Origin of the sequence: Frigoribacterium sp. CFBP 13729, assembly GCF_014841875.1 — a bacterium.
In the GTDB taxonomy this organism is placed as follows: domain Bacteria; phylum Actinomycetota; class Actinomycetes; order Actinomycetales; family Microbacteriaceae; genus Frigoribacterium.
The window spans coordinates 315,626-338,792 of the sequence record NZ_JACYUR010000002.1; the positions used below are offsets into that span (position 1 = coordinate 315,626).

A 23,167-nucleotide genomic window follows, 5' to 3' on the forward strand; every position below is an offset into this window, starting at 1 on the left:
GCGCGGCCGGACACCCGGACACCGAACGCCGCACCCGCGCTGAGCCGCGACGCGCCCGCCGTGGCCTACGGCCGGCTGGCGCGTCGTCCGCGGGTGCGACCACCACGTCCGGCGGCGGCAGCCGCAGCGACGAACCGCTCCGCCCGCTCGACGGTGCGACCGCGCCCGGCCGCCGCGTCCCACTCGTACACGGTGACGCCGCCGATCAGCACGTGCTCCGCGCGGCTCATCACGTCGAGCGCGTCGCCCGACCAGACGACGACGTCGCCGTCGAGCCCGGGAGCCAGTGCTCCCACGCGGTCGTCGAGCCCGAGCATGCGTGCCGGGTTGATCGTCAGCGCCTCGAGCGCGACGACGGGGTCGAGCCCCTCCTTCACGGCGAAGGACGCCTGGTGCACCAGGAAGTTGATCGGCACGACCGGGTGGTCGGTCGTGATCGCGACCGTCACGCCGGCGCGGGCCAGGGCGGCGAGGTTCGAGATCGCCCGGTCGCGCAGCTCGACCTTGGTGCGCGAGGTGAGCATCGGCCCGAAGATCACCGGGACGCCCTTCTCGGCCAGCACGTCGGCCAGCTTGTGGCCCTCGGTGCCGTGGTTGACGACGAGGCGGTAGCCGAACTCCTCGGACAGCCTGATCGCCGTCGCGATGTCGTCGTGCCGGTGCACGTGCTGGTCCCAGACGAGGGTGCCGTCGAGCACGTCGGCGAGCGTCTCGAGCCGCAGGTCGCGCCGGAACGGTTCGCCCGCCACGGCCGCCGCCGCGCGTGACGCCGCGTAGAACCGGGCGTCCTCGAAGGCCTGCCGCAGCACGTACGCGACGCCGAGCCGCGTGGAGGGCAGCGCGTCGCGGCTGCCGTAGACCCGCTTCGGGTTCTCGCCGAGCGCGGACTTGACGCTCACCGCCTCCTTGATCACCTGCTCGTCGATCGTGCGGCTGCCCCACGTCTTGATCGCCACGGTGCGGCCGCCGATCACGTTGCCGCTGCCGGGCTTGACGACGACGCTCGTGACGCCGCCCGAGAGCGCGTCGCGGAACCCCTCGTCGTCGATGTCGATCGCGTCGATCGCCCGCACCCCGGCGGTGTTCGGGTCGGTCATCTCGTTGGTGTCGTTGCCGACGGGGCCGTTCGCCTCCTCGCTGATGCCGACGTGGCCGTGCGCCTCGACGAAGCCGGGCAGCACCCAGCGGCCCGTGGCGTCGACGACCCGGGCGCCCGCGGGCACCTCGACGTCGGCGGCAGCGCCCACCGCCTCGACCAGGCCGTCGCGGATCAGCACCGTGCCGCCCTCGATCGGCTCGCCCACGATCGGCACCACGCGGCCGCCCGTGATCGCGACGACGACGGACGGGGGCTGCTGCGAACGAGTCATGGCCCCACCGTAGGCCCGCCGACCGACACCCCACGAGGAGGTGCGGCGTCAGCCCCGCGGACGGTCCGCGACCGCGAAGCGCTGGTTCGCCAGCACGGGCAGGGTGCGCCGAGCCGCCGCGACCTCGTCCAGGTCGAGGTCGACGACGAGGAGCCCCGGCTCGGCGCCGAGCTCGGCGACCACGGCCCCGAAGGGCGAGGCGACGAGGCTGTGCCCGACGCCGGTCGGCGACGCGCTCGCCGCCGCGGCCGTCGCCGCGCGCTCGGTCTCGGCGTCGCCGGAGGCCCTGGCCGCCTCCGCGACCGCCGCGGGGTCGGCCTGCCCGACGGCCACGACGAAGGTCGTGCTGTCGGCGGCGCGTGCGCGGGTCAGCAGCTGCCACTGGTCGACCTTGCCGGGGCCGTCGCCCCACGACGCGGCGACGACGCTGACCTCGGCGCCCGACGCGGCGTTCGCGAGGAACAGCGCGGGGAACCGCACGTCGTAGCAGGTGGCGAGGCCCACGACGGCACCACGGCCGGCGTCGTCGTCGCGCCCGTCGCCGCCCCCCACGGCCACGGTGACGGCTTCGTCGCCGCCCTCGACCGAGTCGGACTCCGCGTGGCCGAACGCGTCGAAGAGGTGCACCTTGTCGTAGCTCGCGGCCAGCTCGCCGCTCGGTCCGGCCACGAGGAGCGTGTTCCGCACCGTGCCGTCCTGCCCCGGAGTGAACGTGCCGACGACGATCGTGACGCCGAGCCGCCCGGCGAGGCCGAGCACGGCGGAGGCCCAGGGGCCGTCGAGCGGCTCGGCCGCCGCGGCGAGGTCGGAGCCGAACGCGGTCATGGCTGCCTCGGGGAACACGACCAGCTCGGCTCCCTCGGCTGCCGCCTCCTCGGCTGCCCGCTCGACCTCACGGAGGTTGCGGGCCGGGTCGCGGGTGCTCCAGATCTGGGCGAGGGCGATGCGCATGCGCCCAACCTAGCCACGCGCGCTGCCGAGCCGGGGGCCGGATCCGGCCGCGCACCAGCCGGGCCGGGGCCGGGCGGGCCGTCGCCGGATACAGTTCACGGCATGATCGACCTCCCCGAAGGCGAGCTGCGCGAGCGGCTGGCCACCGCCCTGTCCGTGCCTCGCTGGGTCGACGAGGTGTCCGCCGAGGCTCCCTTCGCCGACCTCGACGCCCTGCTCGCCGTCGCACGCCGCGCCGGGTCGCTCACGTCCGACGAGGTCGACCAGGCGCTCGAGCACCACGACCTCGTCGCCGAGCCCGCCACCGGCGACGCGGGCGCCGACGAGTACGGGCGTCGCGAGGAGCGCGCCTCCCACGAGACCGACGACCCGCAGCTCGTCAAGGCCCTGGCCGAGGGAGGCGCGGTGTACGAGGAGCGCTTCGGCCGCGCCTTCGTCATCCGCACGGCCGGCCGCAGCCGCGACGAGGTCGTCGCCGAGCTCGACCGTCGGCTCAAGCTCGACGACGAGGCCGAGAAGCAGGAGGTGGGGGCCCAGCTGGTCGAGATCGCCGTCGTCCGCCTCCGCCAGGTCTTCGCGTCCCGCACGGCCGAGACGGGGCGTGGCACCGAGACGGCGTCGCCGGTGCGGCCGCTCGCCTGAGCCGCTCGCCTGAGCCGCTCGCCTGAGCCGCTCGCCTGACCCGCCCGCCTGAGCCGCCCGCCTGACCCGTGCGTTGCGGCCGCGCCCACGGTGGGAATCGACTCGGACGGGCCCCGAGGGGGCCGAGCGTACGATGGGCGCATGTCCGACGCAGCCCCCGACCGCATCCTCATGTTCGGCGCCGAGTGGTGCCGTGACTGCCGCCGCTCGAAGGCGCTGCTCGACCGCGAGGGCGTGGCCTACGACTACGTCGACCTCGAGTCGGTCGACGACGGGGCCGACCGCGCGTTCGCGGTCAGCGGCCGCACGCAGATCCCCGTGGTCGTGTTCCCCGACGGCAGCCACCTCGTCGAGCCGTCCGACGCCGAGCTCTCCGCCAAGCTCCCGCTCGACTGACGTCGGCGCGCGGTCGCCCGTCGGGTCGACCACGGGGTCGGCCGACGGGACGACGGCCGGGTCGGCCGACCGGCCGAGGCGCCCCGTGCGGCGGCACGCCACCCTGGACGCGTGACCTCGACACCGGAACACGTCCCCTCTGACGCCCCGCCGCCTCCTGCGCCCGCGATGCCGGCGGCCCCGCCGGCCCCGGTCGCCGACCCCCGGGCCGCGTCCGGAGTCGGGACGCCGGTCGCCTACAGCGGCCCCGTCGCCGCGGCAGGCCGGTTCGTCGCGCCCGACCTGCTCCGCGGCATCGCCCTGCTGGGCATCGCGCTCGCGAACAGCGTCCACTACCTGACCGACCGCGTCACGGGCCCCCTGGCCCGTCCGGTCGACGGCAGCCCGGGCGACCACGTGGCCGACGTGCTCGTCGGCACCCTCGTCGACAACCGCTCGTTCCCCCTCTTCACCCTGCTCTTCGCCTACGGCTTCACCGTGCTGCTGCAGCGTCAGGCCGCGCGTGGGGTGCCGCGCGACAGGGCGAGGGCACTCCTCCTGCGCCGGAGCCTCTGGCTGGTCGTGTTCGGGGCGCTGCACGTCGTGTTCCTCTTCGAGGGAGACATCCTGCTCAGCTACGGACTGCTCGGGCTCGTCCTCGCGGCCCTGTTCGCGGCGAGCGACCGGGCGTTCCGCATCGTGGGCTGGTCGACGCTCGTGGTGTTCCTCGCCGTGGCCGGTCAGGACGGCCTCGCCGGAGGCGGCGCCAACGAGATCGACGCCGTGCCGTTCGAGGTCGGAACCGTCCTGGGCGACGCGCTCTGGCGTCTCCTCGCGCTGGTGGGCGTGATCTTCACCGCCCCCCTCACCATCGGCATGCTCCTGCCCATCGCCGTGCTGGGCACGCTGCTCGGACGACGGCGCGTCCTCGAGCGCCCCGCCGAGCACCTCCCCCTGCTCCGTCGTCTCGCGCTCGTCGGGTTCCCCGTCAGCGTGCTCGGCGCCCTCCCGCTGGTGCTCGCGGCGATCGAGGCCTGGCAGCCGGGTCGCGTCGTGCTGTACCTGCTCGGCGTGCTGCACGGCGCGACCGGCGTGGCCGGCGCGCTCGCCTTGCTCGGCCTCGTCGGCTGGTGGGTCGGCACGCGGGAGGCGCGCACCGCCTCCGTGCTCGTCCCCACCTCGGCGCCGGTGCGGGCGCTCGTCGCCGTCGGCCGGCGCTCGCTCACCTGCTACCTGCTGCAGTCGGTGCTCTTCGTGCTGCTGCTGAAGCCGTGGGCGCTCGGCCTCGGGGTCGGCGCGGGCACGCTGGCGATCGGGCTGATCGCCGTTGGCGTCTGGCTCGTCACGGTCGTCGTCGCGGTGCTGCTCGACCGGGCCGGCCGGCAGGGGCCCGCCGAGTGGGCGCTGCGTCGCCTCACCTACGGCCGACCGGCCGCGTCGCGAGCCGCTTAGCGGCCGGCGGGCCGGCGGAGGGGCGCGCGGCGGGGCGCACGGCGGGGCCGTGGCAGACAGCGAGCCGCGATGCAGGTGAAAAGGGACGGCGCAGGCGTGGGCCCGCGCCTACGGCGTCCCTTTTCCCCTTCCGAGACCGTGTTCGGCCCGGTACGGCACGGCCCGGCCCGGCCGGCGCTCAGCGGCGGCGGCGCTCCGCGACGATCTGCTTCACGGTCTCGTCGAGGTGCGGGTGCACGAACTCGTAGCCGCCCTCGACCAGTCGCTCGGGCACGACCCAGCGGCTCTTGAGCACGAGCTCGGTCTCGGTGCGCAGCACGGCGGTGCCGAGCTCGAGCATCCAGCGCGTCGCGGGGAGCCCGATCGGCATGCCCACCGCACGGCGGACGATCCCCATCATCGTCCGGTCGTCGCTCGGGTTCGGCGACGACAGGTTCACGACCCCGTCGACGTCGTCGTGCTCGCGCAGCCAGTCGATCGAGCCGAGCACGTCGTCGACGTGGATCCAGCTGAACTTCTGCCGACCGCCTCCGGCGCCCTGGCGGTGGTGGGTGCCGGCCGCGAGCCGCGCCTTCGTCGCCGGCCACGGCCCGTCGAGCTGCGGGCCGCCGAGCCCGGCCCGCGCGAGGTTCATCAAGGGCACCAGGGCGCTGCCGTCCCCGAGGACGATCGCCATCCGCAGGGCGACACGGCGGGTCCCCGGCAGCTCGCCCTCGAAGAACTCGCGCTCCCAGCTCGTCGCGACGTCGACCGAGAAGCCCCGCCCGAGCTCGCCCGTCGACTCCGTCATCGGGCGGTCCTCGGCGTGCCGGTAGATCGTCGCGGTCGACGAGTTCAGCCAGAGCCGAGGAGGCGCGGCGCAGGCGAGCACCGCCTCCCTCAGCTCCCGGGTCGTCTCGACCCGCGACCGCATGATCTCGGCCCGGTTCGCCGGGCCGTAGCGGCAGTTCACGCTCTTGCCCGCGAGGTTGACGAGCAGGTCGGCGCCGTCGAGCAGGCGGGTGATCGCGGCGGTGTCGCCCCAGCGCGCGTCGGGGCCCGAGCGGCCGATCTCGCTGACGCGGGCGCCGCGGGCGCGCCAGGCGGCGGCGAGGTGCTGGCCGATGAAGCCGGACGCGCCGGCGATGACGATGTGGTCGGTCACGATGCTGTTCCCCCTGTGTCGTCGGGCTCGACCGAGTAGTCGAAGTGGCCCGTGTACTCGTAGATCCGGCCGACGAGCGGCGCGTCGAGGGTCACCGAGACCCGTTGTCGGCCGACGGCCTCGTCGAACTCCTCGCGCAGCGAGACCCGGGGCGACACGGCGGCGGGCACCGCGACGGAACGCCGACCGACGCGCAGGCGCATCGTGCCCGACGTCATCGACAGGGCCCCGTCGCGGGCGTGCGCGACGAGGTCGGCCGACCAGCGCCTCCGGTGCCCCAGGTGGTCGACGAGCCCCGTCGACGTCGCGGTGACGGCGTCGACCATGCGACGCTCGCCGGACGCGAAGCGGAAGGTGCGGACCGCGCTGACCACGGGAGCGCCCGCGTCGTCGACGCCGGGGCGGTTCGTCACGGTGAAGGGCACGTCGTGCTGACAGGCGGCGAAGAGGACTCCCTGGCGCCCGAGCACCCACAGCACCGGCCAGAGCCAGCGCCGCGGCGTGCCCGCCCGGGCGAAGACGCCCTGGCCGCGTCCGACGGAGCCGGCCGGGATCGCCCGGAAGTACGGCAGGAGGCGCGGGTGCAGCCCTGAGAGCGCCTCGCCCGCGGCGGCCTCCCACGGAGACTGCGGGGCGGGGGCGTCGGGCACGACCCGAGCCTAGGCCCGGCGGCTACCCTCGCGGCATGGACACCGCCGACACCGCCGACCGCACCTCCGCGCCGCACCCCCTCGTCTCCGTCACCGAGCTGGAGCGGTCGCTCCGGGGCGATCGGCCGCCGCGCCTCCTCGACGTGCGCTGGCGGCTGGACCGTCCCGACGGGCGGCCGGCGCACCGCGAGGGCCACCTGCCGGGAGCCGTCTACGTCGACCTCGGCTCCGAGCTCGCCGGGCACGGCCTGGCGGCGACGGAGGGGCGGCACCCGTTGCCGACTGCGGACGAGCTGCAGCAGTCCGCCCAGGGCTGGGGGCTGCGCGAGGGCGAGCCGGTCGTGGTCTACGACGACCTGGGCGGCCAGTCCGCGGCGCGGGCGTGGTGGCTGCTGCGGGCGGCCGGCCTCGCCGACGTGCGGCTGCTCGACGGCGGGCTCGGAGCGTGGACCGCGGCCGGCCTGCCGGTCGAGACCGGCGACGTGCGTCCGGAGCCCGGAGACGTCGTGCTCGGCTCGGGCCAGCTGCCGACGGTCGACGCGGAGGGGGCCGCGGCGTTCCCGGCGCACGGCACCCTCGTGGACAGCCGCGCCGGGGAGCGCTACCGCGGCGAGGTCGAGCCCGTCGACCCGCGGGCCGGTCACGTGCCGGGCGCCGTGAGCGTCCCGACCGCGGGCAACCTCGACGCCTCGGGGCTGTTCCTCGACGCGGACGCGCTGCGCGCGAGGTACGAGGAGGTGGGCGTCCGGCCGGGCGAGCCCGTCGCGGTCTACTGCGGCTCGGGCGTCACCGCCGCGCACGCCGCCGTCGCGCTGACGGTCGCCGGCCACGACCCCGTGCTGTTCCCGGGGTCGTGGAGCGCGTGGTCCTCCGACCCCGACCGCCCCGTGGCGACCGGGGCCGAGCCCGGCTGACTCAGGAACTCGCCCGGGTCTCCTCCTGACTCGTGCACGACTCAGGACACGGACTCCCCCCGCCGCGCAGCTCAGGACTCGTCTTCCTTAATGAAGATGAGCGCAGGAGGCGCGGGTCAGTCGGCGTGCGTCGGCGAGGGCTCCAGGGTGCGGTCGTCGACGATCGCGTCGACCGCGGTCCGGCGCACGGAGTCGATCCCGTTGAGCGCGGACCCCTTCTGCCGGTACCCCTCCGAGGTCGCGATGACCTCGCCGTTCGCGGCGGTGAGCACGAAGCGGTACTCGCCCGACTCGCCCTGCGTGACGATGAACTTGCCGGCCATGGCGTCCTCCTCGCGTCCGGGGAGCGGCGTCTGCGCGCTCCGCGTCGCGTCAGCATAGGCAGCGCGTGTTTCGTCCGTGTCACGGGGCCGCGACATGACGCCGCGCGACGAACGACGCACGTCGCGACATGCACGAGGCCGCGGCGAGCGCAGCAGCAGCCCCCCGCTGCCGCCGCGCTCGCCGCGGCCTGGTCACCCGGCTCTGCCGGGGGCGGTCAGTCGCCGACGAGCACGCCGATGGCGGCCTTGAGCGTGTCGCGGTCGCGACGGAGCTTGGCGACCTCGGCCTCGAGCTCCGCGACGCGTTCGGCGGACGCCTGGTCGCCGCCGTCGCCGCCCTTGGCGCTGGCGCCGCTGCCGGGCGGACGACCGCGCCGGGGCGCGGGCGCGGCGGCCGGCTCCTCCTGCGCGTCACCGTCGGTGCGCACGGCCGAGCCGTCCTCGGCGGTGTCGGCCGCCTCCTCGGCGATGACGGACGCCGCGGGGGCGTTCGCCTTCTCCCAGGCGCGGATCCAGCCACGGAGCGACTGCTCGCCGACCTCGAACTGCTCGGCGGTCTCGCGGATGATGGCGCGGTTGCCGGGCTCCGCCTCGCGGCGCTCCAGGACGCGGGCGAGCGACTGCTCGCGCGTCTCGTCGGTGTACTTCTGCTCGAAGGGCATGTCGTGTCTCCGGTCGTGAGGAGGGCGGGGGAGCGGCCACGTGGTGACGGCGCATCCGTCGTCACCACCGGACCGTTGACGCCGACGGTACTGCACTCTCACCTCACATGAGCAGATATAGATAGAAATATGTGATGACGAGCACGGTCTCGCTCGTTCTGTGACCACGCGAGGCCTGCCGCGCCGTACACATGACCCGACGCGGACGGCGCGGCACATATGAGGACGTGTCATCATGATGCGCAGCACGCCGCGCACGACGCGGCGCACCACGTCCGATGACATGACCACACGTGTCGCGCGTCGACCGTGTCGACCGCGACGGCGACCCGGCGCGCAGGAGGCGGTCGTCCAGTCGCCGCCGACCCGCCCGTCCTGAGGCGGATCACGGTGACGACGGCTTAAGGTGGCCGTGTGTGGCGCGCCGACAGACAGCATGACGACGACGACGACGGGACCAGTTCCGTGGCCGTCCCGACGGGCGCGCCCGGGGGAGCAGCGTCCCCCGGCACGGTGAGCCTCGGCGACCCCGGCCTCGCGGTCGGCAACGTGGCCGAGCCGTCCCGCACCGGGTGGCGCGACCAGCTGAGCGTCGTGGGCGGCACCTCCACCCTGCTGCACTTCGGCGACGAGCAGCGGGCCCGCATCGAGCTCAGCACCACCCACCCCGGCGGCCTCGCCCAGTTCATCACCGGCAAGACGACCCTGCTGTCGAGCCTCATCCGCGACGACCTCGCGCTCCGGACGGCCCGCGTCGCCGCCGGCGAGATCGCCGCGAAGGGCCTCGAGCTGAGCACGGTGCGCGGCATCGACGCCGTCCACCTCGCCATCGGCGTCGCCGCGTGGTCGTTCGCCGGCCGCGACCACCGCGCGCCCGTCCTGCTCCGCCCGCTCGCCATCCGGCGCCACGGCCGCGACTTCGAGGTCAAGCTGCTGGGCGAGCCGTTCCTCAACCCCGCGCTCTCCGACGCGCTGCACGACCAGTTCGACATCTCGCTCGACGCCGACGCGTTCGTCGCGCTCGCCGGCCGCGAGGGCGCGTTCACGCCCAACCCCGTGATCGACCGCCTCCGCGGCCTGACGGCGCACCTCGACTGGTTCACCGTGCAGCCGCGCCTCGTGGTGTCGACCTTCGCCGAGGTCTCGACCGAGATGGCCCTCGACGCCCGCGAGCTCGGCCACCCCGTGCTCGACGCGCTCGGCGGCAACGCCATGGCGATCCGCCAGGTGCAGGAGGGGTACCGCCCGACCACCGCGACGCCCCAGGACGAGCGCAGCCCCGAGACCGACACCCTGCTGCTCGACGCCGACCCCGAGCAGGAGAACGTCGTCGCGCAGATCGCGGCCGGCGCCTCGGTCGTGGTCAAGACGCTGCCGGGCACCGGCGGCACGCAGACCATCGTCAACGCGATCGGCCGACTCGTGTCGCAGAACAAGCGGGTGCTCGTCGTCAGCGCTCGCCGCGCCTCCCTGCGGGGCATCACCGCCCGCCTCGCCGACATCGGCCTGCCCGGGGTCGCCGTCTCGCCGACCACGCTGCGCCGCGACGTCATCCGCGCCATCAGCCGCGACGAGAAGGCCACCCACCCGCAGATGGGCGAGGTCGACGACGCGCTCGTGCGCCTCCGCAAGGTGCTCGTCGACTACCGCGGCGCCCTCAGCCGACGTGACGACGGGCTCCGCGTCTCGGTGCTCGACTGCCTCACCGAGCTGTCGCGGCTCGCCCTGCTGCCCGCGCCTCCCGCGACCACCGCGCGCCTCAGCCGCCGCAGCGTCGAGGCGATGGTCGACGGCCGTCGCCGCGTCGCCGAGACGATGGTCAACGCCGCCAACCTCGGCGAGTTCCGCTACGGCCCGGGCGACTCGCCCTGGTACGGCGCCCGCTTCACCGACTCGTTCGGCGCCGGCGACGCCCACCAGCTCGCCAAGAACCTGCACCACCGCGACCTGCCCCGCCTGCTCGAGCGAGCGCAGGAGGTGATCGGCAGCACCCGGATGCGCCCCTTCGAGTCGGTGGCCGAGCTGGGCGTCTACCTGCGCCTCCTCATCGAGATCCGCGACACGCTCGACAAGTTCCAGCCCGTGGTGTTCGACCGCTCCGTCGCCGAGCTCGTCGCGGCGACCGCGCCGAAGCGCGAGGCGCCCGACATGTCGAGCGCCAACCGTCGCCGCCTCAAGAAGCTCGCGAAAGAATACGTGCGGCCCGGGGTGCACATCGCCGACCTGCACAGCGCCCTGCAGCGCATCCAGCAGCAGCGCATCGCGTGGCAGCGCTACGTGGTCGCGGGCACGCCGCCCGAGGTGCCCACGGGGATCGCCGACGCCCACGTGCTGCACCAGCAGGTCAGCCAGGACCTGGAGCGCCTCGACTCGCCCCTCGGCCTCCGCGGCGACGACAGCCTGACCGAGATCGGCGTGGCCGAGCTCGGCCCGAAGCTGCGCGACCTCGCCGCCGAGAGCGACGTGCTGCAGAACCTGCAGGAGCGCACCGAGCTCATGACGACCCTGCGCGACCTCGAGCTGGCGCCGCTCATCACCGACCTCGCGAACCGCCACGTGCCCGAGCAGCAGGTCGCCGCCGAGCTCGAGCTCGCCTGGTGGCGCTCGGCCCTCGAGTCGCTGCTCGAGGCCGACCGTGCGCTGCTCGGCGCCAACACCGCCATGCTCGACCGGCTCGAGGCCGACTTCCGGCTCGTCGACGAGGCGCACGCGGCCGGCAGCGCCCAGCTGCTCGGCTGGCAGCTGGCCGAGAACTGGAAGATCGGTCTCGTCGACTGGCCGGAGGAGGCGTCGGCCCTGAAGGCCCTGCTGCGCCAGCCGCACCTCACCGCCCGCCTGCTGCACGACGCCGCGCCGCACCTGTCGCGTGCCATCGCCCCCGTCTGGCTGGCCTCGCCCTACGAGGTGCACACCATCGCCGACACGGTGCCGTTCGACACGGTCGTGCTCGTCGACGCCGGCGCGACGACCATCGCCGAGAACGTCGGGGCGATCCGCCGTGGCAAGCAGACGGTGGCCTTCGGCGACCCGGTGACGCAGACGCCGTCCGAGTTCGACATCGCCGTGACGCCGGGCAAGCAGCCGCCTCGTCACGACGAGGCGGAGCTCGACGCCCTGCACGCCGACAGCGCCCTCGCCCGCCTGTCCACCCTGCTGCCGACCCTGTCGCTGACCCGCAGCTACCGCGCCGGCGGAGAAGACCTGGCCGAGCTCGTCAACCGCCGCTTCTACGGCGGGCGCATCGAGTCGCTGCCCTGGGCGGGCAGCTTCCTCGGGCACGGCAGCATCGCGCTCGACTACGTCTCCGGCGGCACGGCCGTGCCCGACCCCGAGTCCGGCGCCGTCGAGAGCGTCGACGCCGAGGTCGACCGCGTCGTCTCGCTCGTCGTCGAGCACGCGCGCACCCGGCCGGCCGAGTCGCTCATGGTCATCACCGCGAGCGCGAAGCACGCGGTCCGCGTGCAGCAGGCCGTCCTCACGGCGGTGTCCGGCCACAAGGACCTGACGGAGTTCGTCGTCGGCGACCGGGGCGAGCCGTTCATGGTCGCGACGCTCGAGCAGAGCGTCGCGCAGAGCCGCGACCACGTCATCTTCTCGATCGGCTACGGACGCACCCCGCACGGCCGCGTCCTCAGCGACTTCGGGCCGCTCGGCCAGCCCGGCGGGGAGCGCCTGCTCGCCGTCGCCATGACGCGGGCCCGTCGCTCGATGATCATCGTCACCTGCTTCCAGCCCGACGACATCGACGGCGGACGGATGGGGCACGGCACCGTCGCGCTGTCCGAGATCCTCACCGAGGTCCAGGCGCGCACCAGCGCCGAGCACGTGCCGGACGACTCCGACCCGATGCTCGTCGACCTGGCACGGCGCCTCGAGGCGAAGGGCATCCCCGTCGCCCTCGGGCACCGCGGCAAGCTCGGGCTGGTCGCCGCCCACGACGGCGTCTGCGTGACCATCGAGACGGACACGACGCTGTCGCGCACGAGCCTCCGCGAGTCGCTGCGGGCCCGGCCGGAGACGCTGCGCCGCCTCGGCTGGCACTACGTCCGGGTGCACGCGTTCCAGCTGTTCACCGATCCCGACTCCGTGGCCGCACGGGTCGCCGAGGTGCTGGGGATCGACGGGACGCGCACGCAGGAGGTCCCCACGCTGTCGGCCCGCCAGCACGTCAACCGGCTCTGACCGCGATGACGGAGCCGACGAGCCCGCGCGACCCCGACGCAGGTCCCGCAGGAGGCGCGGGTCGGCCCGCCGACGACCCCGCGGTCGTCGAGACGGCCGGGTCCGCCCCGCTCGTGGTGCGGCGTCGCGGCGGCCGGCGGGTCTCGACCGACCCGGTGCCCGGCAGCGATCCTGCTCCTGCACCCGAGCCTCCTCGGCACGCGTCGGGGGAGAACGACCGTCAGCTCCGCGACGACGTGCCGCCGCACTGGGGCTGACGAAGCTCGTCGTCAGCTCGGGTCGGCGAACACGGTGCTCCACGACCGGCGCGCTCGCTCGCGGTAGTCGACGAACGCCGCGTGCACGACGGCGGGGTCGGCGGTGACGGACGTCAGCGCCTCGACCCAGGCGTCGGGGCCAGCCCCGACCGGCACCCTCAGGCGTTCCTGGGCGGGCAGGAGATCGTCGAGGAACGACGTCGACTCGCCGACGGTCAGCGTCCCGTTCTCGAGCGCCCGGACGGCGACGCCCGACTGGAAGTACTCGCGGTACGGGAGCAGCAGTGCCCACGCCGAGCCGAGCAGGTCGTCGAGCTCGCCCTCGGGGACGAAGCGGTCGTCGACGTCCCAGCCGGGCACGGGCGGCCAGCCCCTGCCGACGATGGTCGTGGTCCAGCCGGCGTCACGGAGGCGCGGACCGAGCTGGGCGAGCAGCTCCAGGTCGCGGGCCGGCTTGTACTGGCCGGCCACCACGACCGACGGACGGGACGTCTTCGGCGTCAGCCGCTGGTCGTCGAGGATCGGGTGCATCGTCAGGACGGCGGGGTGGGAGGGCAGCTCGCGGCGCACCACGTCGAGCGCGGAGCGGCTCAGCACCACGAGCGTCGGACGCGAGGCCGCGGGGGCGCGCCGGGCCCACCGGCGGGAGCGGTCGGAGAACCCGTGCTGGCGGCGGAGCGGCGTCGGGTCGTGGAAGAGCACCCACCGCGGATGGCGCCGGGACGCCCATCCCCGGGCCTCGAGGAGTCCGAGGCTCGGCCAGAGCTGAAGCACCGGACCTCTGGTCAGCCGAGCACGCGTCGTGTTGTACAGGCAGTTGAGCCCCATGCGCAGCGTCCCGCCCAGGCCGGGCAGGCCCTCGACGGGTCGGGACCAGCGCGCACGGGAGGCATCGGCGCCGCCCCCGGCCAGGGTCTCGGCCAGCTCGCGCCGGAAGTGCGTCAGCACCGTGGGGATGGGGTCGGAGTAGCACAGCGTCGTCGGCGAGCTCACGACGGTGCTCCGACCCGGTCGCCGTGCAGCCAGGCGTCGGCGGTCAGCCGTCCGTCGCGGGAGGGCAGGGAGGCGCGGACCTCGTCACGGGGCAGCGGGTGTCGCAGGGCCGACCCGAGGGCGGCGGACAGTCGACGGGGGAGCGACGAGCGCTCGTCGACGTCGACGACGTGGTGCCCGTGCTCCTCGAGCCAGGCGGCGAGACCGGTCTGCCGGGTCGTCACGATCGTCGCGCCGGCGGCCAGGCCCTCCTTGATGGGGAGGCCGATCTGCTCGATCCACCGGCCGTCGGGCACGGACGGGGCGACGAGCACCGAGGCGGTCGCGACGGCCGCCTGCACGGCCGCGTGGGGCATCGGGCCCAGGAGGCGACGCGTCTCGGGTGCCTCGGCCGCCCACTCGTGGACCTCGTCGGCGAGCGGTCCGGAACCGATGAGGTCGAGCACCGCTCCCGGCACCGCCTCCTCGACGGCCGGCCAGGCCCGGACGAGCTCGCGGAGGCCCTTGCGCTCGTCGAGGACGCCGAGGAAGACGGCTCGGAGGGGGGTGACGGGGCGCGGATCGGGGTGCGCCTCCGGCAGCTCGAGCGAGACCGTGGACGGCACGGCGGCGACGAAGGGGAGTCGCGCGTAGGCGTCGCGTGCCGCCGGGCTCGCGTAGCAGATCCGGTCGAGGCCCAGCCGCGCGACGGCGCCCACGAGCCCGGCTGCCGCGAGGACGGCGACCCCCGGGGCGTGCCCCCTGCCCCGGACGAGGACGTCGATCGAGTTGTTCTCCATCGCGTACGAGCAGACCTCGTGGCGCCGCCTCCGCAGCGCCCCGGCGAGCCGGAAGCCCGCGACGAGGGCGACGTGCCGCGGCCAGAAGCGCATCCAGAGGGGCTCCGGCACCTCGAGCACGACGGCGTCCGTGGTCGCGAAGCGACGGAGCACGGCGGGGAGGGTGGCCCGCTCGATGCCCGGGGCCAGCACCGTGCCGACCGCGTCGGAGGCGGCGTCGAGGTAGAGCAGCTCGGCGGGGGTGCCGCGGCGGTGGCGCTCGACGTGGACGGCACGGAGCTCGGGCACGACTCGCAGGGAGAGGGGTCGTGGCATGGGCGTCACCTCGGTGATCGACGGGGTCCGACCAGTCGGTCGGCGTCGCCATGCTAATCAGGAATATCAGCTACTGCAACTGATATTCAGATATCGACAGGGTGGCCGATGACAAAGGCCCCCCGACCGGATGGTCAGGGGGCCTTCGTCGTGGGGCTCCGGGCTCAGCGGCTGCCGAGCGGTCCGTTCCCGAGGTTGACGCTGCCGCTCGGCGTCGGGTCGGCGGCGTGGCTGCCGTGTCCGGCGACGCCGAGGTCGATGCCCGACTGCGCCCGCAGCAGGTCTCGGATCTCGCTCAGCAGCTCGACGTCGGTCGGCGGCACGTCCGCCGGCGGCACGGTCTCGTCCGACTGCTTCGCGAAGGTGCGCTTCAGCAGGCTGTTCACCGGCAGCACGAGGCAGAAGTAGACCACGGCCGCGATGATCAGGAAGTTGATCAGCGCGCCGATGACGGCACCGAACTTGAGCTCGGCGTCGGCTCCGCCGCCCACCGTGGGGATGCTCACGACGAGCGCCTCGTCGAGCATCGACGCGTTGAACGCCGCGCCGATCAGCGGGTTGAAGATGTTGGTCACGAGCGAGGTGACGATCGCGGTGAACGCGGCTCCGATGACCACGGCGACAGCCAGGTCGATCACGTTGCCGCGCAGGACGAATTCTTTGAAGCCCTTCACAGGTGCGCTCCTTCGGGTCGAGGGGTGGTCGTCGTCGCCGACAACTCAACCACTCCTCGCCCGGTCACGCAGACCGGGGTCAGGAGGAGGAGCCGGAGCTCCCCGACGAGGAGCCGCCCGAGGACGAGCCCGATGTCCCGCCCGACGACCCGCCCGAGGACGTGCCCGACCCGGTGGAGGACGCGCCTCCTCCTGCGCTCTTCTCCTTCGTGCCCGACGTATTCGCGTCGGCCGACGAGGACGACGACGACGAGCCGGTCGAGGAGCTGCCGCTCCCGCTCCGGGAGTCGGTGCGGTAGAAGCCCGACCCGTTGAAGGTGACGCCCACCGGGCTGAACACCTTGCGGAGCACGCCCTGGCAGACGGGGCAGACCGTCAGCGAGTCGTCGGTGAACGACTGGACGACGTCGAAGGCGTTGCCGCACTCGGTGCAGCGGTACGAGTAGGTGGGCACGGGCGTCCTAGCTGTGGGTCGAGGAGGCGGCCTGCGAGCTCAGAACTCGTGGATGCCGCTGGGCGTGACGACGCCGTCGACGGGCTGGTCGTGACGCTCGCGCGGCACCTGCTCCACGTACTCGGAATCGAACACCACAGCATAGACCGGCGGTCGCTTCTCCATGGATCCGAGGGTCTTGTCGAAGTAGCCGCGGCCCCAGCCCATCCGCATGCCCGTGTGGTCGATGGAGGCGGCCGGCACGATGATGAGGTCGACGTCGTTGATCGCCATCGGGCTGAGCACCTCGCCGACCGGCTCGGGCAGGTCGAACAGGCCGAGCGTCTCGGTCTCGCCGTCGCCGACGGCCCAGTCGAGCAGCCCGTCGGGACGGGAGATGGGGAACAGGACGCGGACGTCGTTCTCGTAGGCCCAGTTGAGGAACGGGCGGGTGTTCGGCTCGTCCGCCGTGGAGAGGTAGGCCGACACCGACCGCACGGAGAGCCCCGACGCGAGGTCGACCAGGTGCCTCGTCAGGCCCGCGGTCGCCTGGTCACGAGCGTGGTCGCCCTGGTTGCGGCGCCGCTGTCGCAGCTCCGCCCGGAGTGCGCGCTTGGCGTTGCCGACCTCGTCCGTCATGTCCCCGATGGTACGGGCACGAAATGTGCCCCCCGCGGAACGCCGCGGGTGGATACGCTGAGCGGCATGGGCTTCACGATCAGCAAAGCAGTCATCCCCGCCGCCGGCCTGGGTACCCGATTCCTCCCCGCGACCAAAGCAATGCCGAAGGAGATGCTCCCCGTCGTCGACAAGCCGGCGATCCAGTACGTCGTCGAGGAGGCCGTGAACGCGGGCCTCACCGACGTCCTCATGATCACAGGGCGCAACAAGAACGCCCTCGAGAACCACTTCGACCACGTGTCCGAGCTCGAGGAGACCCTGAAGAAGAAGGGCGACCACGACAAGCTCGCCAAGGTCAACCAGTCGACCGACCTGGCCGACATGCACTACGTGCGCCAGGGCGACCCGCTGGGCCTCGGCCACGCGGTGCTCCGCGCCAAGATGCACGTGGGCCGTGAGCCGTTCGCCGTCCTGCTCGGCGACGACATCATCGACGCCCGCGACCCGCTGCTGACGCGCATGGTCGAGGTGCAGGGGCAGAAGAACGCGACCGTGATCGCCCTGCTCGAGGTCGACCCCTCGCAGACCCACCTCTACGGCATCGCCACGGTCGAGGAGACCGACGAGGACGACGTCGTCAAGGTCACCGGCCTGGTCGAGAAGCCGGCACAGGGCGAGTCGCCCTCGAACCTGGCCATCATCGGTCGCTACGTCATCCGTCCCGAGGTCTTCGACGTGCTCGAGAAGCAGGAGCCGGGCAAGGGCGGCGAGATCCAGCTGACCGACGCGCTGATGAAGATGGCCGGCGCTGAGGAGTGGACCGGCGGCGTGTACGGCGTCGTCTTCCGCGGCCGCCGGTACGACACGGGCGACAAGCTCGACTACATCAAGGCCATCGTGCAGCTCGCGAGCGACCGGGAGGACCTCGGCGACGAGCTCCGCCCGTGGCTCAAGGAGTTCACGGCAGGGCTGGAGTAGGCGACCACCACGTGAGCAGCATCCCCACGCTGGCGGAGGGGCGGGTCGTCATCCGGCCTCTCCGCCTACGTGACACCCGCGACCTCGACCAGGCGCTGGCCGAGAACCGCTCGTGGCTCCGGCAGTGGGAGGCCACCAACCCGAACGGGTTCACGAGCCACGACGTCCGCGGCAGCATCCGCTCCCTCCAGGTGAACGCCCGCGCCGGTCTCGGCCTGCCGTTCGCGATCGAGCTCGACGGCCGCTTCGTCGGGCAGCTCAACGTCAGCGGCATCACCTACGGCTCGCTCGGCTCGGCGACGATCGGCTACTGGGTCACGCAGTCGGCAGCTGGCAACGACGCGACCCCGATCGCGGTCGCGCTGGCCACCGACCACTGCTTCCGTGCCCTCGGCCTGCACCGGATGGAGATCTGCATCCGCCCCGAGAACGGTCCGAGCCTCCGCGTGGTCGAGAAGCTCGGCTTCCGCTACGAGGGGCTCCGGCGCCGCTACATCCACATCAACGGCATGTGGCGCGACCACTTCTGCTTCGCGCTGGTGGCCGAGGAGGTGCCCGAGGGCGTCCTGCACCGGTGGCGGTCGGGCACGGTCCCGGCCGGCCAGGGCAGCGTGCCGCCTGACGCGCTCGCGGAGGCCGAGCGGCAGCTGCCGCTCTAGGCCGGTCCGCGGGAGATCTGCCCAGATCTGGCCTGGATCCGCGCAGAACTGGGTGAGACACACCCCGCGACATGGCCGACGCGCCGGGCCCCCGCTCATACCCTCGTCAGCATGGACATCGGGTCGTGGGGCGGGGGCCTCGTGCTGGCGCTCGTCGCCGTGCTCTGGCTCGTCTACCTCGTGCCCACCTGGCAGCGCCGCCGCGAGTACCTGGCCACCGAGCGCAACGCCGTCCGCCTGCAGCAGACCCTCCGCATCCTCGCCCAGACGGCCGAGCTGCCCGAGGAGGTGCGGATCGAGGCCAACGCCCGGTCCGTGGCCGACGCCCAGCGCATCCTCGCTCGCGAGGAGACGAAGCGGGAGGCCCTCCGCCGGGCCCACGAGGCCGCTCGTCAGCGTGCCGTCACCCGTGAACTAGCCGCAGCGGCACCCGTGCTCCGTGCCGCCGACCACGATCCCGCGCTGGCCGCCCGCCGCCTCCGTCGTTCGCGTCTCGTCTCGACCGTCGTGCTCGTGCTCGGCGTCGTCGCGATCGTCGCGGGCATCGCGACCTCGTTCTGGGTCGCCTCGATCGCGGGGCTCGCCTTCGGGGCCGGGGCGGTCGCCATGCTCGCCCAGCTCGCCGCGGTGTCGCGGGCGCGGGCGCGGCGTCAGGTCGCCTCCGCTCCTCGCGTCGGCCAGCCCCTGAAGGACTTCTCCTCGTCGCTCGGCGACCCCGAGGCAGAGGTCGAGGCCGAGTCGAGGGAGTGGACCCCGGTCCCCGTGCCCACGCCCCTGTACCTGCGCCGCGGACGGCAGCGCCCTGTCGCCCGGTCCGGAGTCGTGGCGGCGGCGTCGGCTCCCGCCGCGGAGTCGCCCGCGGAGGACCTGCGACGTCAGTCGGAACGCTCCGTCCAGGCGCTGAGGGAGTCCCAGCGGGCACAGCACCAGGCGCTGCGCGAGGCCGCTCGAGCCGAGGCGGCCCTCTCCGCACCCCGGGCGGTGCCGGCGCCCGCGACGCCGAGGGCGCCCGCCGCGCAGCCGGCGGCTGACTCCCCGCCGGCGCCTCCCGCCGCCCCCAGCCGCTTCGCGCGCATGGGCATCGTCGACGACCTCGGCGAGCCGAGCTTCCGCCTCGACGAGGCGCTCGAGCGACGCCGCGCGGTCTGAGCCGCCTCGAGGAGGCGGGCGTCGCGTCGATTCGGACCGGCGCCTCCTCGGGTGCTATCGTTGCGGAGCAGGTCTGGGGCTATGGCGCAGTTGGTAGCGCGTCTCGTTCGCAATGAGAAGGTCAGGGGTTCGAATCCCCTTAGCTCCACCACGATCGCACCACGAAGGCCCTCCCCGACGGGAGGGCCTTCGTCGTGTCGGGGGTCGCCCCCAACGGGGGTCCATGGGTGTGTCAAATTCACGGCATACTCTTAGAAATGAGCATTCCGCAGCCTCCCTCCGATCCTCACCAGCCGAACTACCAGCCCGACCACTCCGCTCCGGGTGCCGGCGCGCCTCCGGCGGGCTACCCGTACCAGGCTCCTGCCTACGGCCCGCCCCCCACCGCGCCCCAGAACACCGGAGGCAACGGCCTCGCGATCGCCTCCGTCGTGGTCGGCGGCGTCGGCCTGGTCCTGTCCTGGATCTTCCTCGGCGGGATCCTGGCGCTCGTGGGACTCGTCCTCGGCGTCGTCGCCCTCGTCAAGAAGCGCGGTTCGCGCCTCCTCGCGATCATCGGCACGGCCGTCTCGGCCCTCGCCCTCGTGATCTCGGTCATCGTCACGATCGTCACGTTCATCGCCGCCGCCTCGGCGATCGACCAGATCAACGAATCCCTCGAGTCGACGTCCGTCTCGCAGTCGCCCGCCGCCGAGGCGGAGGACGACGCCGCCGAGACGACCACCGAGAACGTGGCGTTCGGCGAGACGGTCACCTACGACGACGGCCTCGCCGTCACCGTCTCCGCGCCCGAGACCTTCACCCCCAGCGAGTACGCCGCCGGTGCGGACCAGGCCGCGAACGTCGTGTTCACGATCACGATCACCAACGGCACGGACGCGAACTTCGACCCGACCCTGGCGTACCCGTCCGTCGCCTCCAGCGGCGTCGAGGCGTCGAGCGTCTACGACTCCGACCAGTCGCTCGACCAGCCCAGCACCACCGTCCCCGCCGGCCAGTCCGTCACGTGGCGCAGTGCCTTCTCCGTCGCCGACCCCGCTCAGCTGATCCTGGAGATCAGCCCCGGCCCGTTCGAGTACGACTCGATCGTCTACCAGAGCTGACGACAGCTCCCCGCAGCACCCGTGCCGCTCGCCCTCCGGGGCGGGCGGCACTCCTGCTCTCGGGGCCGCCGAGGGTGCAGGCAGCTCGACCGCGCGTCGGCGAAGATGGAGGCGTGCCCCTCGACTCCCGTGATCCCGACCTGCTCGCGCGCCTCCGGGCCGACCTCGCGTCCTCCGACTTCACGGTCGACCGTCTGACGGGGCCCGACGCCTGGGGTGCGAGCGCCGGTGCGGCGCTCTTCCGGGGAGAGCGCGTCGCGGCCCGACGAGCACTCGTGAGGAGCGCCTCCCGCGTGCCGTCGCTCCGTCCGGCGGCGACGCTGGCGTCGCTGTTCATCCTGGGATGGCCGCAGCCGCTCGCGGACGTCGAGGCGGCGTTGCCGACCTTGGCGGCGGCAGGCGCCGACGCGCTCGGCCTGCTCGAGGTCTCCGGCGACGAGGTGCGTGCGCTGGTCGACCTGCGGCCGTACGCGTTCGTCGACGCGTCCGGCGAGGCCAGCTGGTGGATCGCCTCCGACCTCGGCGAGCTGGCCCTCGGGGGCGCGCTCCGCGAGGACCACGTGCTGGGGGTCGGCGGGGCGTCGGCGACGCTGGCCGGGCTGATGATCCCGCGCACCGTCGACAGCGCGCTCGACCTCGGCACGGGCTGCGGCATCCAGGCGCTGCACGTCGCCCGGCACGCCCGCCGGGTCGTCGCCACCGACATCTCGCAGCGTGCCCTCGACTTCGCGGGCTTCAACGCCGCCCTCAACCTCGTCGACGGCATCGAGTTCCGGCTCGGCAGCCTGTTCGAGCCCGTCGAGGGCGAGCTCTTCGACCACGTGGTCTCGAACCCTCCGTTCGTCATCACGCCCCGGGCCGAGGGCGTGCCCGAGTACGAGTACCGCGACGGCGGCATGGTCGGCGACGACCTCGTCGCGTCCGTCGTGTCGCAGGCGGGTGCCCACCTCACGCCGGGAGGCGTCGCGCAGCTGCTCGGCAACTGGGAGACAGGAGGGGCGGACGCGGCTCCCGGGAAGCGCGGGGCCTGGTCCGTGGCCGACTGGGTCGCCCGCGGCGGCGTCCCGCTCGACGTGTGGGTGGTCGAGCGCGAGCTGCAGGACCCGGCCGCCTACGCCGAGACCTGGATCCGCGACGGCGGCACCCGTGCGGGCACCGCCGACTTCGAGCGGCTCTACGAGGCCTGGCTCGGCGACTTCGAGCAGCGGGGCGTCGTCGAGGTCGGCTTCGGCTACGTGACCCTGAGGCGACCGCTCGGCGCGGCGACGGAGCCCGTGGTCCGCACGGAGCGCCTCCTCGGGGGCCTCGGCTCGAACGACGTCGGCCTCGGTCGGCACCTCGGGGCGACGCTCGACGCCGTCGACCTGCTCCGCTCGCTCGACGACGACGCCCTGCTGGGCGCCCGCCTCACGGTCGCCGGCGACGTCACGGAGGAGCGGCACTACTGGCCCGGCAACGACGACCCCACGGTCATCACGCTGAGGCAGGGAGGCGGCTTCGCCCGGTCGGTCGAGTCGGGCACGGCCCTCTCGGCGCTGGTGGGCGCCTGCGACGGCGAGCTCAGCGTCGGCGCGATCGTGGGCGCGCTCGCCCACCTGCTCGAGGCCGACGAGGTCGCGCTCGCGGCCGAGCTGCTGCCCCGGGTGCGCGAGCTCGTGACGACGGGGATGCTCCGCGCCTGATCGCCCCTCGAGGATGAGCTTCCGTCATCCTCCAGGCCGACGCCGTTCGGGGGCGCCGGTCGATACGGTGACGGGCATGAGGACACGCGGGGGACTGTGGGCGGCTACGGCCGTGCTGGTGGCGACGATGACGGTGGCGGGGTGCGCGTCGGGCGCCGCGCCGGGCGAGGCGGGCGACGGGGACGCGACCCCGCGTGCGGCGGCCACGGCGGCGGCGTCGACCCCGGCCCCCGCCGAGGCGACGGCCACGCCCGCTCCCGCTCCTGACGCGCTCGCGTCGGTCGACACGATCGTGGTGACGGCAGCCGGGTTGTCGCTGCGGCAGGGGGAGGTCGAGCTGGCCTCGCTCGACGTCGTCGCCCTGCCGCTCGACGAGGCCGTCGCCCTGCTGACGCGGGCCCTCGGCGAACCGCGGGAGGCGGGCGTCGAGGAGGACCACTGCCAGCCGGCCCAGACCCGCTGGGGCTGGGGCGAGGGCACCTACCTCGGGACGCCCGACCTCTACACCGACGAGGGCACGCTCACCTTCACGACGAAGGACCCGTCGATCGAGACGGACGACGGCCGGAGCGTGCGGCTGCAGACCCCGGGAGGCATCGCCGTCGGCGACCCGATCGCCCCCCTCGCCGAGGCGACCGACCCCGCGTACACCGACGACTTCTCGGCGGACCCGTCCCGCGAGGTCCTCTCGCTCGTCTACGACCTGGTCCGTGCCGACGAGGTGTCGGGAGACGAGATCAGTCCTTACGGTGCCTCCGTGCACAGCATCGACGGTCTGGTGACGGCGATCCTGGGCCCGTCCACGCTCAAGGACTACTGCTGAGCGAGGGGCGCTGAGAGCTCGTCGGGCGGTGTCCGC

At 73.8% G+C, this 23,167-nt stretch carries 23 protein-coding genes and 1 tRNA gene; 13 read left to right on the top strand and 11 right to left on the bottom strand.

Features of this window, described 5'->3' with window-relative positions:
- Positions 1–65: 65 nt before the first annotated feature.
- Together IFT77_RS07910 and IFT77_RS07915 are read right to left on the bottom strand one after the other, a co-directional pair.
- Positions 66–1,370 (bottom strand): amidohydrolase, encoded by a 1,305-nt coding sequence (locus IFT77_RS07910; RefSeq protein ID WP_192169677.1) that lies wholly within the window; start codon positions 1,368–1,370, stop codon positions 66–68.
- Positions 1,371–1,418: 48 nt separating this feature from the next.
- The gene (locus IFT77_RS07915) at positions 1,419–2,321 is read right to left on the bottom strand and encodes a carbon-nitrogen hydrolase family protein (protein WP_192040989.1); all 903 of its coding nucleotides are present in this window, start codon (positions 2,319–2,321) and stop codon (positions 1,419–1,421) included.
- Between the two features lie 102 nt (positions 2,322–2,423).
- Here IFT77_RS07915 and IFT77_RS07920 point away from each other — a divergent pair, with 102 nt between their 5' ends.
- The 3 genes from IFT77_RS07920 (at position 2,424) to IFT77_RS07930 (ending at position 4,790) form a co-directional block, all read left to right on the top strand.
- Positions 2,424–2,963 carry a 2-oxo-4-hydroxy-4-carboxy-5-ureidoimidazoline decarboxylase gene (locus IFT77_RS07920; RefSeq protein ID WP_192040990.1) on the top strand — a complete coding sequence of 180 codons (540 nt, stop codon included), beginning with the start codon at positions 2,424–2,426 and terminating at the stop codon, positions 2,961–2,963.
- Between the two features lie 141 nt (positions 2,964–3,104).
- The gene (locus tag IFT77_RS07925; protein WP_192040991.1) at positions 3,105–3,359 is read left to right on the top strand and encodes a glutaredoxin domain-containing protein; all 255 of its coding nucleotides are present in this window, start codon (positions 3,105–3,107) and stop codon (positions 3,357–3,359) included.
- Positions 3,360–3,470: 111 nt separating this feature from the next.
- The gene (locus IFT77_RS07930; RefSeq protein ID WP_371740982.1) at positions 3,471–4,790 is read left to right on the top strand and encodes a DUF418 domain-containing protein; all 1,320 of its coding nucleotides are present in this window, start codon (positions 3,471–3,473) and stop codon (positions 4,788–4,790) included.
- Positions 4,791–4,968: 178 nt separating this feature from the next.
- Here the strand turns inward: IFT77_RS07930 and IFT77_RS07935 are convergent, their stop codons facing one another.
- Both IFT77_RS07935 and IFT77_RS07940 read right to left on the bottom strand, forming a co-directional pair.
- The gene (locus tag IFT77_RS07935) at positions 4,969–5,934 is read right to left on the bottom strand and encodes a DUF1731 domain-containing protein (protein WP_192040992.1); all 966 of its coding nucleotides are present in this window, start codon (positions 5,932–5,934) and stop codon (positions 4,969–4,971) included.
- Positions 5,931–6,584, bottom strand: coding sequence for a DUF4166 domain-containing protein (locus IFT77_RS07940; RefSeq protein ID WP_192169678.1), 654 nt, complete (start codon positions 6,582–6,584; stop codon positions 5,931–5,933). The genes IFT77_RS07935 and IFT77_RS07940 overlap by 4 nt, the downstream gene beginning before the upstream one ends.
- Before the next feature lie 35 nt (positions 6,585–6,619).
- Here IFT77_RS07940 and IFT77_RS07945 point away from each other — a divergent pair, with 35 nt between their 5' ends.
- Positions 6,620–7,498: a sulfurtransferase gene (locus IFT77_RS07945; protein WP_192169679.1), complete on the top strand. Its 879-nt coding sequence runs from the start codon at positions 6,620–6,622 to the stop codon at positions 7,496–7,498.
- 116 nt (positions 7,499–7,614) lie between these two features.
- Here the strand turns inward: IFT77_RS07945 and IFT77_RS07950 are convergent, their stop codons facing one another.
- A complete protein-coding gene (locus tag IFT77_RS07950) occupies positions 7,615–7,821 on the bottom strand; it encodes a DUF1508 domain-containing protein (RefSeq protein ID WP_123547974.1) in 207 nt (68 codons plus the stop codon).
- 215 nt (positions 7,822–8,036) lie between these two features.
- Positions 8,037–8,483, bottom strand: coding sequence for a hypothetical protein (locus IFT77_RS07955; protein ID WP_192169680.1), 447 nt, complete (start codon positions 8,481–8,483; stop codon positions 8,037–8,039).
- A gap of 465 nt (positions 8,484–8,948) precedes the next feature.
- On the opposite strand from IFT77_RS07955, the gene IFT77_RS07960 reads away from it, so the two are divergent.
- On the top strand, positions 8,949–12,665 hold the full coding sequence (locus tag IFT77_RS07960; protein ID WP_371740983.1) for an AAA family ATPase: 3,717 nt from the start codon (positions 8,949–8,951) through the stop codon (positions 12,663–12,665).
- A 5-nt stretch (positions 12,666–12,670) separates the two neighbouring features.
- Positions 12,671–12,922 carry a hypothetical protein gene (locus tag IFT77_RS07965; RefSeq protein WP_192040997.1) on the top strand — a complete coding sequence of 84 codons (252 nt, stop codon included), beginning with the start codon at positions 12,671–12,673 and terminating at the stop codon, positions 12,920–12,922.
- A 12-nt stretch (positions 12,923–12,934) separates the two neighbouring features.
- On the opposite strand, the gene IFT77_RS07970 is transcribed toward IFT77_RS07965, so the two are convergent.
- From IFT77_RS07970 to IFT77_RS07990, 5 genes are all read right to left on the bottom strand, one after another.
- Positions 12,935–13,915, bottom strand: coding sequence for a glycosyltransferase (locus IFT77_RS07970; protein WP_192169681.1), 981 nt, complete (start codon positions 13,913–13,915; stop codon positions 12,935–12,937).
- Positions 13,912–15,009, bottom strand: coding sequence for a glycosyltransferase (locus tag IFT77_RS07975; RefSeq protein ID WP_192040999.1), 1,098 nt, complete (start codon positions 15,007–15,009; stop codon positions 13,912–13,914). The genes IFT77_RS07970 and IFT77_RS07975 overlap by 4 nt, the downstream gene beginning before the upstream one ends.
- A gap of 164 nt (positions 15,010–15,173) precedes the next feature.
- Positions 15,174–15,683, bottom strand: a complete 510-nt coding sequence (gene mscL, locus IFT77_RS07980; RefSeq protein WP_192169682.1) for a large conductance mechanosensitive channel protein MscL — start codon at positions 15,681–15,683, stop codon at positions 15,174–15,176.
- 79 nt (positions 15,684–15,762) lie between these two features.
- Positions 15,763–16,137, bottom strand: coding sequence for an FmdB family zinc ribbon protein (locus IFT77_RS07985; protein WP_192169683.1), 375 nt, complete (start codon positions 16,135–16,137; stop codon positions 15,763–15,765).
- Between the two features lie 39 nt (positions 16,138–16,176).
- Positions 16,177–16,755, bottom strand: coding sequence for a 5-formyltetrahydrofolate cyclo-ligase (locus IFT77_RS07990; RefSeq protein ID WP_192041002.1), 579 nt, complete (start codon positions 16,753–16,755; stop codon positions 16,177–16,179).
- A 66-nt stretch (positions 16,756–16,821) separates the two neighbouring features.
- Here IFT77_RS07990 and galU point away from each other — a divergent pair, with 66 nt between their 5' ends.
- From galU to IFT77_RS08020, 7 genes are all read left to right on the top strand, one after another.
- A complete protein-coding gene (galU, locus tag IFT77_RS07995; protein WP_133738421.1) occupies positions 16,822–17,715 on the top strand; it encodes a UTP--glucose-1-phosphate uridylyltransferase GalU in 894 nt (297 codons plus the stop codon).
- An 11-nt stretch (positions 17,716–17,726) separates the two neighbouring features.
- On the top strand, positions 17,727–18,374 hold the full coding sequence (locus IFT77_RS08000) for a GNAT family N-acetyltransferase (RefSeq protein ID WP_192041003.1): 648 nt from the start codon (positions 17,727–17,729) through the stop codon (positions 18,372–18,374).
- Positions 18,375–18,485: 111 nt separating this feature from the next.
- Complete coding sequence (locus tag IFT77_RS08005; RefSeq protein WP_192169684.1) at positions 18,486–19,523, top strand: DUF3040 domain-containing protein; 1,038 nt, start codon at positions 18,486–18,488, stop codon at positions 19,521–19,523.
- A gap of 75 nt (positions 19,524–19,598) precedes the next feature.
- Positions 19,599–19,674: transfer RNA gene (locus tag IFT77_RS08010), tRNA-Ala, on the top strand.
- Between the two features lie 106 nt (positions 19,675–19,780).
- Positions 19,781–20,626 carry a DUF4190 domain-containing protein gene (locus IFT77_RS16850; RefSeq protein ID WP_244638602.1) on the top strand — a complete coding sequence of 282 codons (846 nt, stop codon included), beginning with the start codon at positions 19,781–19,783 and terminating at the stop codon, positions 20,624–20,626.
- 113 nt (positions 20,627–20,739) lie between these two features.
- Positions 20,740–22,308: a methyltransferase gene (locus tag IFT77_RS16855; protein ID WP_371740984.1), complete on the top strand. Its 1,569-nt coding sequence runs from the start codon at positions 20,740–20,742 to the stop codon at positions 22,306–22,308.
- Between the two features lie 76 nt (positions 22,309–22,384).
- Positions 22,385–23,131 (top strand): hypothetical protein, encoded by a 747-nt coding sequence (locus IFT77_RS08020; RefSeq protein WP_192169685.1) that lies wholly within the window; start codon positions 22,385–22,387, stop codon positions 23,129–23,131.
- Positions 23,132–23,167 lie beyond the last annotated feature (36 nt).

What these genes read in the sequence shown, in the direction of transcription:
- IFT77_RS08005 (WP_192169684.1), top strand. Translation starts at nt 18,486, where the DNA reads ATGGACATCGGGTCGTGGGGCGGGGGCCTCGTGCTGGCGCTCGTCGCC.
- IFT77_RS07975 (WP_192040999.1), bottom strand. Translation starts at nt 15,009, where the DNA reads ATGCCACGACCCCTCTCCCTGCGAGTCGTGCCCGAGCTCCGTGCCGTC.
- galU (WP_133738421.1), top strand. Translation starts at nt 16,822, where the DNA reads ATGGGCTTCACGATCAGCAAAGCAGTCATCCCCGCCGCCGGCCTGGGT.
- IFT77_RS07910 (WP_192169677.1), bottom strand. Translation starts at nt 1,370, where the DNA reads ATGACTCGTTCGCAGCAGCCCCCGTCCGTCGTCGTCGCGATCACGGGC.
- IFT77_RS08020 (WP_192169685.1), top strand. Translation starts at nt 22,385, where the DNA reads ATGAGGACACGCGGGGGACTGTGGGCGGCTACGGCCGTGCTGGTGGCG.
- IFT77_RS07955 (WP_192169680.1), bottom strand. Translation starts at nt 8,483, where the DNA reads ATGCCCTTCGAGCAGAAGTACACCGACGAGACGCGCGAGCAGTCGCTC.
- IFT77_RS07920 (WP_192040990.1), top strand. Translation starts at nt 2,424, where the DNA reads ATGATCGACCTCCCCGAAGGCGAGCTGCGCGAGCGGCTGGCCACCGCC.
- IFT77_RS07945 (WP_192169679.1), top strand. Translation starts at nt 6,620, where the DNA reads ATGGACACCGCCGACACCGCCGACCGCACCTCCGCGCCGCACCCCCTC.
- IFT77_RS07915 (WP_192040989.1), bottom strand. Translation starts at nt 2,321, where the DNA reads ATGCGCATCGCCCTCGCCCAGATCTGGAGCACCCGCGACCCGGCCCGC.
- IFT77_RS07950 (WP_123547974.1), bottom strand. Translation starts at nt 7,821, where the DNA reads ATGGCCGGCAAGTTCATCGTCACGCAGGGCGAGTCGGGCGAGTACCGC.
- IFT77_RS07965 (WP_192040997.1), top strand. Translation starts at nt 12,671, where the DNA reads ATGACGGAGCCGACGAGCCCGCGCGACCCCGACGCAGGTCCCGCAGGA.
- IFT77_RS16850 (WP_244638602.1), top strand. Translation starts at nt 19,781, where the DNA reads ATGAGCATTCCGCAGCCTCCCTCCGATCCTCACCAGCCGAACTACCAG.
- IFT77_RS07990 (WP_192041002.1), bottom strand. Translation starts at nt 16,755, where the DNA reads ATGACGGACGAGGTCGGCAACGCCAAGCGCGCACTCCGGGCGGAGCTG.
- IFT77_RS07925 (WP_192040991.1), top strand. Translation starts at nt 3,105, where the DNA reads ATGTCCGACGCAGCCCCCGACCGCATCCTCATGTTCGGCGCCGAGTGG.